Below are 14,800 nucleotides of genomic sequence, written 5' to 3'. Positions count from 1 at the left end.
GTGAGCCAAATCCATGAAGCGCAGTACAGGTTAGAACGAGAACGTCGCCAAAGAATTGCAGAAGATCGCGTCCGCAATACTACGTCTGACTACTTGGAACGTTATCAACATGTCTTATCGATATTACGGCAGCAGGGGTTGAGTGAATTTGTGCAAGAACAGTATGATCGTAGCCTTGTTGAACTCCAACAGATTCGAAGGGAGCTCGATAGCGATCCCTTTACCGCGAGGGAACACTCTCAATTATTGGCTTCTGAAATTTATTCGTTACCTAGTATTGCGCGACGGATAAAAAAACAAGTAGAGGAAGCACAGTACCAACAATATTTAAAAGATCGAGAGGCGAGAGTTGAAGCGGAGAAACAGAAAAACGCACGAATTGCTGCGTGCTGGACTCAGGAAATGTGTGATTGGGACGACAAACTTTCGCTAAATTTAATGATCGAGGAAATTAAAGCACTTGAGCATGAGGTGTTTTCAGAAAATTCTATTGATACAGAAGGTGAACTGACGTCTAGGTTCCTAGCGCTCAAAAAACAGGGATGTAAAAAAGCTGAGGAGCGCAGAGCCGATATGAAAAAGCAAGCCCAACCAAGTGTTAATAAACACTTAGCCGGAGTTATTTCGGATATGGCGTTAAAAAACTTACCCGATGGGCAAGCTCAAGAGATCACGAAGCAGCTTGACGATATTTGTTTAGAAAATTGTGAAAATCCAGTTAAGCAACTTGAAAAAATAGAACGGGTTTCTTATCAGGCAGATAAGAAAATTGAGGATGAATCTGTACGTAAAGAGACTGTGAAAGCCATTTTCAATACGCTTAAAAACAGTGGTTTTTCGGTACAAAAGCCGAAACTAGTTGTCACAAAAACAGGAGATAAAGAGGTCGTGATTTCGGCTTCTCGACCGGCAGGTAATCGAGCGCAATTTCTGATTCGGTTAGATGGCAGTTGTACGTATAAATTTGATAACTACAAAGGTCAAACCTGTAAAAAGGATATAGATACAGTCTTGCCCAAACTCAGCGAAATCTATGGGGTAGATTTGTCTGATTCACGCGTTTTGTGGAGTAATCCAGATGATGAAGATTCCGAAATGAAACCCATTCCATCTCAAACAAAGAATGAACAAGGATAGGAATATGAACGATCGAAAAACATCAACATGGCTTGATGAACTATCTCGCCAAGCGAAATTACGTCGAGGAATTGTTATCAGTGGTAATGTTAATAATCTTGTATTTGACACAGAAGACAAAGTGGTACCATTCACACAAGCGTTAAGTGATACACTTAAAAAGCTGGGTTTCAAACACGTTATTCATTATTCTCGCGTGGGTGGATTATCTGGAATATCTGATTCAGAATGGAATGAGTTACAGACATCATTTGGATCGCAGTCTGAGGAAGTTGAGGGGGATGATTATGATTTTGATGATGAAACTTCGCAACACAGTGCTGTACCTCAAGGGCAGACTCAGCTTACACCGCAGGATTTTTTTGCGGTAGCTCAACGCGTGATGTTAAACAGCCATGCCCCTAAAGTAGCGTTTCTCGTCGATTGGTCTAATTTGTTGTTTGGTCAAGTTAACGCACTGTCAGAACAAGAGCGAGGCTGGATAATTCAATTGTCACAAAACTTGCGCGATTCTGAAGATGAAATGAGCCTCGATCAAGTAAATAGCGTTCTAAGTTTGATGGTGTTTGTATGTCATGGAAACAATCATTTACCTCCTGTGCTGATCTCTGGTAACCCACAATTCGCCGAAATCGTAGTTCCTCTGCCAAATCGCGCTGAACGCAAGCAAGTAATATTGGGGCTAAAAGATGTTTTTAATATTGAGAAAAAGTTATCGAGTGAGTCGCGATTATTAGCAGACTTTGTTGATTTAACCGATTCATTTACCCTTCGCGAAATTAATCAACTCGCTCGCCTTTCCCGACATCAGCCCGAGTTATCCATAGAAGCATTAGTCTCATTGTATCGATACGGTAGTAAGGAATCGCCGTGGGAGCAATTAAACTACGATAAACTCAAACACGTTGAACTGATTTTAACAAGAAGGGTTAAAGGACAAGATGCAGCCATAAAATTGGTAAGAAAAGTCTTGGTAAGAGCATTTACCGGATTGTCCGGACTTCAGCACTCGTCGAAGTCGAGAATGCCTAAAGGCGCTTTGTTTTTTGTTGGCCCGACAGGTGTTGGCAAAACGGAGTTAGCTAAGTCGCTAGCTAGCTTTTTGTTTGGTGATGAAGATGCCTGCTTACGTTTTGATATGTCAGAATTTAACCACGAACATGCAGATCAGAGATTAGTCGGTGCACCACCTGGTTACGTAGGATTCGAAGAGGGAGGGCAACTCACTAATGCAGTGAAAAAAAGGCCATTTTCATTATTACTGTTTGATGAAATTGAAAAAGCGCACCCTCGTATTTTGGATAAATTTCTCCAAATTTTAGAAGATGGACGTCTTACTGATGGTAAAGGGGAGACGGTAAGTTTTTCCGATACGTTTATAGTATTTACATCCAATATCGGAGCCAGTGAAATTGAACCAGGAGAGCGGGCGATTGAGCAATTCAAAGCTCATGTGTCTAGGCATTTTGTACATGAGTTAAAACGTCCTGAATTACTGGGTCGCATTGGCGAAGCGAATATCGTACCTTTTAATTTTATGACGAGTTCAGATGTTCTTGTTGGAATTGCGAAAGCAAAACTTGAACCGTTGAAAACCCGTCTGAAAGAAAAATGGGGTATATCCGATCTGATTTTCGAAAATGAACCAAAAGCTTTGAAGACTATTGTTGAACAAGTTGATATAAGTGCCGGTGGGCGTGGGGTATTAAATGCGATGGTTACTATGCTTTTCGATCCGTTAGCTGAGTTTTTGTTTGCAAACCTTATGGACAAGGATAGATTCGAGAAACGTCCAGTTAGAGTGGTTCAAGCCGGTAATCGCTTTGACTTCGAGATTGACTGATGTCTTGGCTTAATCTAGGGGCGATCGTTGATGCGACAGCAGCAGAAGGACCTGGTGTACGCACGGCTGTCTGGGTTCAAGGGTGCTTGAAGCGATGTTCATCATGTTGTAATCCGGACTTTCTGAAAATAAAACCCGCAAACGTTATCGAAGTAGAACAACTTAAAAAGCGAGTAGAAGCAAACAAAAAGAATTTTGGTATCCAAGGCATAACCTTACTTGGTGGTGAACCAGTGTTGCAGGCTAATGGCTTATCGGAATTAGCTCAGTTTGCGCAGAGCATTGGTTTATCTGTTATGTTATTTACGGGATATGAGCTTGAAGAATTGGATGAAAGCAGATTCGCAGGTATTGCTAAGCTATTGAATCACGTTGATGTTGTTGTAGACGGTGAATTTGAATTGAAACACGTTGAGCAAAACCGTAACTGGGTTGGTTCAATGAATCAAAAATTTCACTATTTAACGAACAGATACGATCGCTCGATAGAGTCTAGCTTAGGAACAGTAACAAATGAATGGCGTATTAATGCTCATGGGCAAGTTTCTGCCAACGGTCTGCCGTTTATTGTAAAGGTTTGATAAAGAAATGAATATAAGAGAGGTTTTTGTACAAACTAAGCAACGTTCACTTTGCAAAACTATCTTTCGATAATATGTCTCTTTGTCTCATGGCCTACTAATGATCCTCATCTTAGATGCTTTAACGGTAAATTGACTTAAAACTCATTAAACGGTAATTTTTCACGTAAATATTTTAAATTTAAAGGATTTTTATTATGGCTGTTCAGGCTTTACCGATTATAAAAGCAATTGCACCTTATCTGGCTGATATAGCATCAGCCACGATCCCCGCCTTCACTTCGAAATCCAAGTCCTCTAAAGAAGCGGCAGAGCTTATTAACGAGCAAATATCTGAGTTGCAATCAGCGGCCTCTCAAAATGCTCAAAACTTAAACCTTCTTGCTGACAATCTGCAAAAAGCCATTTTATCACTGGAGGAAAGTCTAGTAGCTTTAGAGAAAAAAATGCGAATTTATCTAGGGTTAACCATTAGTTCCATTTTAATTTCAATTACAGCGCTTGTCGTTGCGTCTTTGTCGGTTTGATATTGGCCAACATATCGTTCTGATCTAAAAAAGGTATGGTTACGGGTCTATGTCTAAGATTATGAGCAAAAGCTTTAAAAGGTTTGTCGTTTTACGAATGTATATAATTTTAGACCCGCAGTGCGTTTTTTTGGTTTCTAAGTGAAGATTAGGCTTTTAAGATACGCCCTAATGTGGGACAGAGATAGGACAAAAATGAACCCTAGGGAGTAATTATGTATTGCTCTATGCGCTTAAGTCATAAAAAACAAGGTGTCAGAATACTAAATTGTCGTTAACGACTATTCATCCACCGGGCATGAAAATGCCGTTCTAATTCAGAACTCTAGAGAAATAGCGCCCCTGGCAATTAGCGTCAGCGGCGCTATTTTTTTGCCCGAAAAACGCCAAGTGTAATAGCTAACAAAATTCGAAGATTAATGTTGCTCGAAAATAGTAACTTACTGCTACTTAACACCTGGCAATAGAGGGAGAATTATTGTTTAAATATTGACCAAGGGTAAAACAACACTCATTAGACTAATCCATTGTTGGTTACCTTGCGTAAGTCTAGGGTATGAAACGCTTAGACCTTGCATCAGCTGTGATGTGTCGTCAAGGTCAACGTTCAGTGGTGTTAGTAAGATTTGTGCACGTCATTGTTGTGACCACACCGCAGCTTACCGATGCCGTTATTTGAATAATTTGATGAACAAACGACAGGATACGACCATGAAAAAGCTTTTAACTTTGCCAATGTTTGCCCTTTATGTGATGTTTTCAAGCGTGGCCTTTGCGGGCGGTTATGACAAAAACAAGCAAGATATTGTTGATATAGCCGCCTCAAATGATGACTTTTCCACCTTGGTGGCCGCGGTGAAAGCTGCTGATTTAGTTGACACTCTTAAAAGCGATGGACCATTTACGGTGTTCGCGCCGACAGATGCCGCGTTTGCCAAACTTCCGGAAGGCACCCTCGAGAGCCTACTGCTTCCTGAAAACAAAGATAAGCTCGTTGCGATTTTAACCTACCATGTGGTCTCGGGTAAGGTGATGGCAAAAGATGTTGTGGCGTTGGATGCGGCTGAAACCGTGCAAGGTAATTCTGTGACTATTGATGTGAGCGACGCTGGAGTAAAAGTGGATAATGCCAACGTCATCAAAACCGATATTAAAGCGAGCAATGGGGTAATTCACGTGATTGATACGGTGATTTTACCGAAGCAGTAACCAGACATAACCCCCTTGCGTGAGGCATTATGGTTAATGACCACACTTAATAGTGTAAATTAGGAGCCTTAACGGCTCCTTTTTTATGGTTTGTGCGTGGTGGTTTAATTGAGTGACAGCAACTCTGGTTCAAGCCAAAGGCCTCATCATAATAACGACAGCGTGAACCTGACATAATCACAAACAATATCTAGCAATTAAGACAAAATCATTGATCGCGTCAGTTTGATATCCTCCGGCAATCATGGCGTTTTCTACACGGTATTGCCCCCAACAAAAAGTCGCTTAACACGACAAATTTATCTGAGTGTAGAGTTTTAGCTCTAACGGTATTGATTTTTTATTTTTTCAGCGTACACTTGTGCACTTAGTTAAGCGTACACATGTAAACTCAATAACCTATTCATGAAAAAATATTTAAATTGGCTCAGCCGACGGTTTTTACACCACACGTCATTTTCTGGCTATATCGAACCTGTTATACAAGCCGTTAAACCGGCCTGGCGAGATGGCTTTTACCGTGCCAACGTCGTGGCGGTTAATCACCATGTTACTGACACCATTGAATTGTACTTGCGCGTACATGGCAATTGGCCTGTACATCAATCAGGCCAACACATCGAGTTAACGCAGGAGATTAATGGAAAGTTGCTAACTCGCGTATTTACCATTGCCTCAGCACCTCAATTGGCATTATCGAAAAGACTGATTCGATTAGTGATCAAACAGCAACAGCAAGGGCATTTTACCCCCGCGCTGAGTCAATTGTCGCTTGGTAATTGGGTGAACATCTCGTCGCCGAAAGGGCAGTTTACGGTTGGTAAACTTACCGATAATAACCTGTTGTTGGTGGCAGGTTCTGGTATTACGCCATTTATTGCCATGCTTAACGATTTAAAAAATCAGCCTAACGACGGCCGACACGTTCACTTGCTTTACTACGCAAAGCCACAACAACACCTGCTTGTCGATGAGCTAACGGCATTGTCAGCAGCCATGGAAAATTTTTCTTTTCAGTTAATGACGCGAAACGTCGACGGTGATGTATCAAATCACCTAGAGAAGTTTGCGCAATCAACCATGCTGGTATGTGGTCCTCAGGCGTTTTACCAAAGCGTAGCCAAGTACGCTCAGTTACACGATATATCGCTATACAGTGAACACTTTTCTTTAATGGCATTGACGCAACTAGATAGTCAAACCAAACAACTTTTTGACGTGTCGTTAAATGGTAAGCAAATTGTGGTAAGCAATGAGTCGCCTATTTTGTCACAACTGCTGGCGTTAGGAGAGCCTGTATCACACGGCTGTAAAATAGGGATTTGCCATCAATGCCAGTGTACTAAAACCACCGGTGTGGTTAAAAATGTGGTCACCGGTAAATTATCTGATCGCGGTGAGGAGTTAATTCAATTATGTGTATCACAAGTGATGAGTGATGTGGAGCTTAGAGTATGAGTAAGAGTAGCCCAAATTATCAGCTGTTGGGTCAACAACTCGATCAACTGCGCGAGCAAACGATGGCCAAAATTGGCCAAGAAGATGCCAACTATATCAGGCGAATTATCGTCCTGCAGCGCATTTTAGAGTGGTCGGGTCGCATATTATTGATGTTAGGTTTTATTACTCCTGTGTTGTGGGTCGTTGGCGTGTTGTCATTAGCCATTGCCAAAATCCTTGATAATATGGAAATCGGCCATAATGTGATGCATGGTCAATACGACTGGATGAACGATAAACACATCAACTCAAAATCGTACGAATGGGATATTGCATGCGATGGCGCGAGTTGGAATCGAGTGCATAACTACGAACACCACACATACACCAATATTATTGGCAAAGACCGAGATTTTGGTTATGGCTTGTTGCGCTTGTCAAAAGATTTTCGCTGGCGTGTTAAAAATCTCTGGCAATTTGTCACGTATCTTCTCTTAAGTGCTTTATTTCAATGGGGAGTGTCGTATCACGAAATGGCTGCCGAGCGGGTGTTTTTTGGTAAAAAGAAGCAAAACCGCAACAATAAAGTATCTCATGCCGAGCTCAAACGTCGTTTTTTCAGCAAAGGGGCAAGACAACTAGTTAAGGATTATTTGCTGTTTCCATTGTTAGCCGGACCACTGTTTTTATGGGTACTGGTCGGTAATTTATGCGCTAACCTGTTGCGCAACTTATGGACGTCAACCATTATCTTTTGTGGCCATTTTACCGAAGACGTACACACCTTCTCAGAGCAGGACTGTCAAAATGAGACGAAAGGGCAGTGGTACTATCGTCAAGCATTAGGTTCATCAAACTTAAAAGGCGGTAACTGGTTTCACGTTTTAACTGGGCACTTAAGCTTTCAGATAGAGCATCACTTGTTTCCGGATCTGCCGGCCAGACGATACAGAGAGATAGCACCATCTGTAGAGCGTATCCTGCAACAGCACGGTATTCATTACAATACGGGAAGTTTCTTTCGTCAATATGGCTCGGTAGTCAAACGAATTGTTCGCTACTCGTTTCCGTAAGCTAAGGTTACGTCTCGCTTGATAACTGGCGTAAGGTGTTTGGCGTAAGTTGTGTGGCTAAAAAGCTAGCCACCAACTAAGCAAGCATTCAATCAGCGACGACAGAGTATTTTTACATCCCGACATCAATCGCATTATACTATTTGCTTGCTGTTTGTTGCTGATACTCTCTAATTGTTTCGCGCAAGTTATTCAGTGCATCAACGGCAAAACCACGGTCGTAAAAATAGAGGATTTTTCCTGCCGAGTTGATCAGAATTACTCGTGCATTCTTGCGATTTTCAGTACCGGTTAACGCAGTGATCTTTTCGGCGCCGTCATAAATGGTGATCACACCACCCCACATTGACTTGGGTATGCCTTTGCGCATGCCATTATCAATAAAGGTTTCGAACATTTGTGGGAACATGCCGGCAATGGTTGGTAACTCGTAGGCTGGAACAGGGGTTTGGGTCATATCTAAACCGATCAACCAGCGGTCAATATCAAATTGAGAGCGCTCAACGTACCCTATCAGCAACACTTTTAAATCACCTTCTAAGCCATCGGGGATAGCGATCGATTGTTTGTTTAGGTTAGTACCGGTGACATTGGGAAAGGTCTCGTTAATTGGCGATCGATTTTCAATAACGCTGGCGCAAGCGGTCAAGGTAAGTAGTAGAGCGCCGACGGTGAAAAATTTAAACATTGTATATTCCTTTTTGTTGTTTATCAGTGTTTACGCACAAAGCCACAACCAAGTTTAGTTGCAAGCTAATTTTTGTTGTAATGCTATGAAGTTTACCGAGAGAGGTGCAGATTATTGGGCATATCATTGGTTGCTAATTTAATGTGCCATAATTAAGGCGTGTTGATCTTTGAGCTACAAATTTTGTTCAACCTAAATGATTTCTGATCAAAATAGCTGTCATGCAGCATAGTCATCTATGTAAGTGTCAGTTATTACAGAGCAGGGAGAATTTCGACAGAACCCTTTGGCCAGCGTTTGTTTGAAATTTCTACGTTGTTAACGCCTAGTTGTTTAGATGACGAAACTTTATAGTCGTTGCCTTGTAAAAATCCCAAACAATTCGCAGCAAAAATGAACAGCAAAGTTGAACACGCTCTAATCATCAGCAATTGGTTATGTTAGGAGGTGACCCATGACCTTATCTTGGAAACAGGGCGCTGTCGCATTAGCCGCGGTGTTTGTGCTCGCCCTGGTACTGGTTAAACCAATTGGAGTGTCAACCCAATTTGTTATTATTGATGGCCTGATTGCCAAAGTGTTTCAGCCTGAACTGGTAACTCAAGACTCGAGTACCCAAACCGGATACACCAGCAGTAATGAATACTTGGCTAAGTCTGGTGGCAAGTACGCCCAGTCCGTTGCACAGCCGTTAAATTACGGGCTGATTTTTGTATTGAGTATGATTGTCGGTGGCTTTATTGCCTCGCGTTCGCACCAGGAGCCTGAGATCCCCAAAGCACATGCCAAATGCTACGGCACTAATCCATGGTCGCGTTATGCGATGACCTTTATCGGTGGTTTTATCGCGTTGTTTGGTGCTCGACTGGCCAGCGGTTGTACCTCAGGGCACATGATGAGTGGGATGATGCAAACCTCAATTAGCGGCTATGTATTTGCGCTTGCCGCATTTATCACCGCAATTCCTGTCGCCATGTTGGTGTATAACAAAAGCGGAGGTGATGTGTGATGATTGTATTAGCCATTGTTCTTGGCAGCTTATTTGGTTTTTCGCTGTATCGAGTGGGGGCAACACATGCCGATATCATTATTGATATGCTAACCCTGAGAGATTTGCGCTTGGCTAAAACTATCCTTGCTGCAATTGGTTTGTCGTCCGCCGTGTTTTTTGTCGGTGTTCTCCTCAACGTATTTGACCCATCTCACATGAGTATTAAAACCATGTATATGGGAGTGATTATTGGCGGCGCATTGTTTGGTATTGGTTGGGCAGTATCTGGTATGTGTCCAGGCACGAGCTTAGCCAACGTCGGCGCTGGGCGAAAAGACGCATTATTTTTTGTTTTAGGTGGTCTATTGGGTGCTGGCGCCTTTGCACTTGCCTACCCGTGGTTAGCAACGTTTGGCTTGTTTGAACCTATGCTTGGCGGCAAAACCAGCGTAGTCAGTGTATCCGGTACTATGTGGCTACCAATAGTTATCGGCGTTGGTTTTGTCTTGGTTGCGTGGCTGTTGCCAACAACACTGCGCAAGTCGTCTTCGAGAGGACACCTGCCGTAATGCACAGCAGTATAGAGAGGGCTGATAAACTTAAACAAATGCCCCTGAGTTAAACCGCTACGGATAGTAGCCTAGATTTAACTCAAGGACATTTGTCCTACCGTGTATCTGCGTCGTACTAAACTGCACGCAAGCGTGCGCAGCAAGCACTAATTACGGCACTGTCCAGTACCGTGTACCAGATACTTTTCTGTGGTGAGAGATTCAATACCCATTGGGCCATAGGCGTGCAGTTTCGTTGTTGCAATACCAATTTCGGCACCCAAGCCCAATTCGCCACCATCAGAGAATCGAGATGATGCATTAACCATTACCACAGAAGCATCGACCACCTGCTGAAAGCGCTGGGCGGTCTGTTTGTTTTCGGTCACAATCACCTCGGTATGATGGCTGCCAAATTGCTCGATATGAGCAAAGCTTTGCTCTATGCTGTCTACAACGCGCACCGCAATTTCAAGCGACAAATATTCCTGTCCAAACTCATCGTCGTTGAGTAGGGTAAAGTCGTCAAAGTAAGGCTCGGCCTTATCACAACCATTTACCTTCACCTGTTTTTCTTTAAAGGCATCGGCTACTTTAGGTAAAAATTGCTCAGCGATATCACCATGTACTAGTAAGCCTTCTAACGCATTACACACACCGGTGCGTTGTGTTTTACCATTTAACAGTATGGCTAGCGCTTTATCTAAGTCTGCCTCGTTATCAACGTACAAGTGGCATACGCCTTTGTAGTGTTGAATCACAGGAATTTGACTGTTTGCACTGACAAAGTTGATCAAGCCTTCACCGCCGCGAGGGATCACCAAATCGATGTCATCTTTCAAGGTCAGTAGCTCATTGAGTAATGCTCTATCTGGATCGGGAATAACCGATACTATCTCTTCTGGTAATTGATGCGCTGTTAATACCGAACGCAATACGTCGGCAATAGCTAAACTACTGCTCAGCGCCTCTTTACCACCGCGCAGCACAACGGCATTACCCGATTTGATACACAAACCTGCGGCGTCGGCGGTAACATTAGGGCGCGCTTCGTAAATCATACAAACTACGCCGAGTGGAATGCGCATTTTTTCTATTGTTAGGCCGTTGGGACGTTTGCCAAACTCACGAGTTGTACCAACAACTTCGGGTAATGATGCAACGGTGTCTAAGCCATCGGCCATGTCATTAATGCGTTGTTCGTTTAGCGTTAAGCGGTCAATCATCGCATCGGATAACCCAGCTTCGGTGGCGCGCTGCAAATCGTCTTTGTTTGCCTCAAGGATGACATTTGCGTGTTGGCGCAGTGCATCAGCCATATCAGTTAATACACTGATGCGTTTTTCGGCTGACTGAATAGCAAGAATACGTGCGGCTTTTTTCGCCTGTGTGGCAATACTTTTCATTAATGTCATGTGTTTATTCCATTTTTGCAATATATTTTTCAGAGAGAATAGGATCGATTGTATCGTCGAGCGTCCTATTAATTTGTTCATCGTCTTGTGTGGCGACAAAACTGAGTAAACAACTGCTGTAATTCGTTGTTACTTTGGCAACTTTTTCACCATTTTGTTTACGCAGCATGACCACATCTCCTGCCGAGAAATCGCCGTTTACGTCGATTATGTCGTTTGATGTCAACACATCACTGGTAAGGTCTTCATCAATGCTAAATTCATCAGCTACCACTAACTCGCCTTGAGCTAGGGTGGTGTGACGCAGCCAATGCATTGGTTCAAGCATGGGATCTGGATGTGGATGAAATAACGTACCGGGATTATTACCCTCTAATAGTTGATTAAAGCTTTGCTCGTTAAAGCCGTCAACAATAAATGTTTGAATACCATGCGACGTCGCTTTTTCAGCGGCTTGAATTTTAGTTTTCATACCGCCAGTGCCGACATCGCTGGTTGCGCCACCGGCCATCGCATAAATATCGCTGTTGATTTCAATCACATCACTGATCAAGCGCGCACTTTTATCAAGGTGCGGATTGGCAGTGTATAAACCGTCAATGTCTGAACAAATGATCAGCGCATCAGCTTGAGTCGCGGTGGCCACCATGGCTGATAAATTATCGTTGTCACCGACTTTAAGTTTGTCAGTGGTTACCGTGTCGTTTTCATTGACCACTGGCAAAATGTCATTCTCAAGTAACGTATCTAAGGTATCTCGCACACTAATATAACGGTCGCGGTTTCTTAAATCGGCATGAGTTAACAACACTTGCGCCGTAGAAAAGTCGAATAACCTATCCCATGTCGCCATCATTTCTTGTTGGCCAGCGCTGGCCATGGCTTTCTTAATGGTGATGGACGAATCATTCACCTGTTCAAACAAATGGGCACCAGCGGCAACCGAGCCGGAGGACACCAATACCACTTGGATACCTGACATGCGGCAGCGGACGATGAAGTTGGCAATACTCAGCAGATATTGACTACTGCAACCATCTCTATTTGGAGCTATCAAAGCGCTACCGACTTTAATAACAATTCTGTTCCAGTTAGGGGTGTTCATAATGGACTCCTGACTCAATAATAATTAGGCTTTGACTAACTTTTTCGACGTTTCTTCAAACCATGAAATAGCTTGTGTAGCGGGTTTTTGGCTGTTTAAACTGACAACAACAATGGCTGTAGAGCTGGCAATAAAGCCAGGTAGTAATTCGTAAAACAAGCTACTCAGTGTTTGACCATTTGCTAACAACGGCACATAAGCCCAAATTAATACGGTCACACAACCCGTTACCACACCGGCAATAGCCCCTGCGTGGGTTAGCTTTTTCCACCACAAGCTAAATAAAACAAGTGGTCCAAACGCCGCACCGAATCCGGCCCAGGCATTGGAAACCAAATTTAACACGCTGTTGTTGTTATCAAGGGCGATCAGTGACGCAACAACAGCAACAACTAATACACACACTCGACTTGTCATCAGTAATTTGTTGGCACTTGGTGCCGTGCGCGAATATGCCTTGTAAATATCTTCAACCAACGAGCTTGAAGACACTAATAGTTGCGATGAAATGGTACTCATTATCGCCGCTAAAATGGCCGCTAATAACCATCCGGCAATAAACGGATGGAATAAAAATTGCGACAAGAAAATAAAAATCGTTTCTGGATCGTTGATGGTTTGCTTGCTGTTGGCAATAAATGCTGCGCCTACTAAACCAGTGACAACGGCACCAATAATGGATATGGTCATCCACGTTAAACCGATGGTTTTTGCGCGTGGCAAATTCTTGTGGCTATCAATCGCCATAAAACGGACAATAATATGAGGCTGACCAAAATAACCTAGGCCCCATGTCATTAAACTTAGCGCGGCGATAAATTCCATGTTGCTGAAACTAAACGACATAGATTCAGTAAATTGCATCATCTGTGCTTGATCGAACTGCATGTACGTAGCCAGTGGCACGGCAACAAGGGCAATAAGCATGATCACACCTTGGATAAAGTCACTTAAGCTCACTGCTAAAAAACCACCTAAAATGGTGTATGCGACGACCACAGATACCGTAGCAATTACGCCCCAACTGTAGTGTAAACCAAATGCCGATTCGAATAACTTACCGCCGGCAACCAAGCCCGAAGCGGTATATACCGTGAAGAACACGATAATAACCAATGAGGCAATTAAGCGCACACCGCCTTTGTTAAGCGCAAAACGCTTGGATAAAAACTCGGGAATAGTTAGTGAGTCATCCGCTACTTCCGTAAATACACGCAGTTTTGGTGCGACAATCTGATAATTTACGTAGGCGCCAATAACTAACCCCAGCGCTAACCAAATGCTGTTTAAACCACTGACGTAGGCTGCACCTGGTAATCCCATCAGCATCCAACCACTCATGTCAGAAGCACCGGCAGACAGCGCGGTCACTTTCGGGCTTACATTGCGACCACCTAGTAGGTACTCGTTGTTATTAGCCGTCGATTTTTTCATTGCGTATATGCCAATACCGATCAGCATAACGAAGTAAAGAACAATAGATATGGTAGAGAAACTTAAATAAAACATAGTCATCTAATAATTCGAAATATAATTATAATTTTCAGAAGCAATTTTCTTTGCACCGGATCCCTAGAAATTATTGCACTGATAACTTATCAACAGAGCAGAGAGCTTAAGTACGCTAAAGGATCAAAATACGGATACACTAATCGCGTGTCGCTAAGCTCTCTGGTTACAAGTTTTTTTATCTAAGGTTGTGTAGTAGCGTTTCTAATGCTTTAGAAACAAATACTTACCTTGGTGGCCAACACCCGCTTTACAGCTTGGTTAGATTGGCGAGAGGAATGGTTTTTTGGTCGACATAGTTGACTGCCGAGCGCGTTGTGTCGATGATAAGTTTCGGAACAAGGTACGTTCCCATAATAAGCCAAAAACAAATACTTTCTGATATGTCTGAATTCACAATAAGCCTCCTGTTGTTATTGTCTTTAGTATACTAATGATTATTGTACGAAATATCAAGGGCTGTTTTGTGACCGTTTTGTGACCATTTTTAATTCATCCCTTTCTGATGTCTAAATATTGTCGTTTTTAGTGCATGGCCTCCAACCACTGTTTAGTGGCTTGAGGGTACTGTATATAAGGACTTCGGTTGGCTAGGTGCGTACTGATGTCACTGTGATTGGCTAGAGCAATGGTTTATTGTTTATTACTAACAGTGCTAACTAATTTTGTCGTTTGGATCCTTCTCGGATTAAATAGACAGCCTCGTTAGTTAGTGATCAACACGTATCCTG

The 14,800-nt window shown here is 42.8% G+C and carries 13 protein-coding genes; 9 read left to right on the top strand and 4 right to left on the bottom strand.

Translation table 11 applies throughout. From position 1 onward, the window contains the following. The 7 genes from ACAY30_RS08685 to ACAY30_RS08655 all read left to right on the top strand — a co-directional run bounded on the left by ACAY30_RS08685 (position 1) and on the right by ACAY30_RS08655 (position 7,810). Positions 1-1,137: a hypothetical protein gene (locus ACAY30_RS08685; RefSeq protein ID WP_290250194.1), complete on the top strand. Its 1,137-nt coding sequence runs from the start codon at positions 1-3 to the stop codon at positions 1,135-1,137. Between the two features lie 4 nt (positions 1,138-1,141). After that, positions 1,142-2,980: an AAA family ATPase gene (locus ACAY30_RS08680; RefSeq protein WP_290250193.1), complete on the top strand. Its 1,839-nt coding sequence runs from the start codon at positions 1,142-1,144 to the stop codon at positions 2,978-2,980. Continuing rightward, complete coding sequence (locus tag ACAY30_RS08675) at positions 2,980-3,561, top strand: 4Fe-4S single cluster domain-containing protein (RefSeq protein WP_290250192.1); 582 nt, start codon at positions 2,980-2,982, stop codon at positions 3,559-3,561. Before ACAY30_RS08680 ends, ACAY30_RS08675 begins: the two co-directional genes overlap by 1 nt. Before the next feature lie 197 nt (positions 3,562-3,758). Beyond that, a complete protein-coding gene (locus tag ACAY30_RS08670) occupies positions 3,759-4,088 on the top strand; it encodes a hypothetical protein (protein WP_290250191.1) in 330 nt (109 codons plus the stop codon). 735 nt (positions 4,089-4,823) lie between these two features. After that, positions 4,824-5,297, top strand: a complete 474-nt coding sequence (locus ACAY30_RS08665; protein WP_290250231.1) for a fasciclin domain-containing protein — start codon at positions 4,824-4,826, stop codon at positions 5,295-5,297. 405 nt (positions 5,298-5,702) lie between these two features. Continuing rightward, positions 5,703-6,755 (top strand): flavin reductase family protein, encoded by a 1,053-nt coding sequence (locus ACAY30_RS08660; RefSeq protein ID WP_290250190.1) that lies wholly within the window; start codon positions 5,703-5,705, stop codon positions 6,753-6,755. Positions 6,756-6,817: 62 nt separating this feature from the next. Then, a complete protein-coding gene (locus ACAY30_RS08655; protein ID WP_371190264.1) occupies positions 6,818-7,810 on the top strand; it encodes a fatty acid desaturase in 993 nt (330 codons plus the stop codon). 139 nt (positions 7,811-7,949) lie between these two features. Here ACAY30_RS08655 and ACAY30_RS08650 read toward each other — a convergent pair whose 3' ends face one another. Beyond that, positions 7,950-8,498, bottom strand: a complete 549-nt coding sequence (locus ACAY30_RS08650) for a hypothetical protein (RefSeq protein WP_290250188.1) — start codon at positions 8,496-8,498, stop codon at positions 7,950-7,952. A 454-nt stretch (positions 8,499-8,952) separates the two neighbouring features. Between ACAY30_RS08650 and ACAY30_RS08645 the strand changes: the two genes are divergently transcribed. Continuing rightward, positions 8,953-9,507: a YeeE/YedE thiosulfate transporter family protein gene (locus ACAY30_RS08645; RefSeq protein ID WP_290250187.1), complete on the top strand. Its 555-nt coding sequence runs from the start codon at positions 8,953-8,955 to the stop codon at positions 9,505-9,507. Continuing rightward, complete coding sequence (locus ACAY30_RS08640) at positions 9,507-10,058, top strand: YeeE/YedE thiosulfate transporter family protein (protein ID WP_290250230.1); 552 nt, start codon at positions 9,507-9,509, stop codon at positions 10,056-10,058. Before ACAY30_RS08645 ends, ACAY30_RS08640 begins: the two co-directional genes overlap by 1 nt. Positions 10,059-10,207: 149 nt before the next feature. Here the strand turns inward: ACAY30_RS08640 and ACAY30_RS08635 are convergent, their stop codons facing one another. The 3 genes from ACAY30_RS08635 to putP are packed head-to-tail and all read right to left on the bottom strand — an operon-like array spanning position 10,208 to position 14,069. After that, positions 10,208-11,455 carry a glutamate-5-semialdehyde dehydrogenase gene (locus tag ACAY30_RS08635; protein ID WP_290250186.1) on the bottom strand — a complete coding sequence of 416 codons (1,248 nt, stop codon included), beginning with the start codon at positions 11,453-11,455 and terminating at the stop codon, positions 10,208-10,210. A 4-nt stretch (positions 11,456-11,459) separates the two neighbouring features. Beyond that, a complete protein-coding gene (gene proB, locus ACAY30_RS08630) occupies positions 11,460-12,560 on the bottom strand; it encodes a glutamate 5-kinase (RefSeq protein WP_290250185.1) in 1,101 nt (366 codons plus the stop codon). A gap of 24 nt (positions 12,561-12,584) precedes the next feature. Then, entirely contained in the window at positions 12,585-14,069 is a 1,485-nt protein-coding gene (gene putP / locus ACAY30_RS08625) for a sodium/proline symporter PutP (RefSeq protein WP_290250184.1), read from the bottom strand. Between the last annotated feature and the right edge of the window lie 731 nt (positions 14,070-14,800).

This window comes from Thalassotalea ponticola (genome assembly GCF_041379045.1).
Classification (GTDB): domain Bacteria; phylum Pseudomonadota; class Gammaproteobacteria; order Enterobacterales; family Alteromonadaceae; genus Thalassotalea_A; species Thalassotalea_A ponticola.
This window is presented reverse-complemented; position numbering and strand designations above follow the sequence as displayed.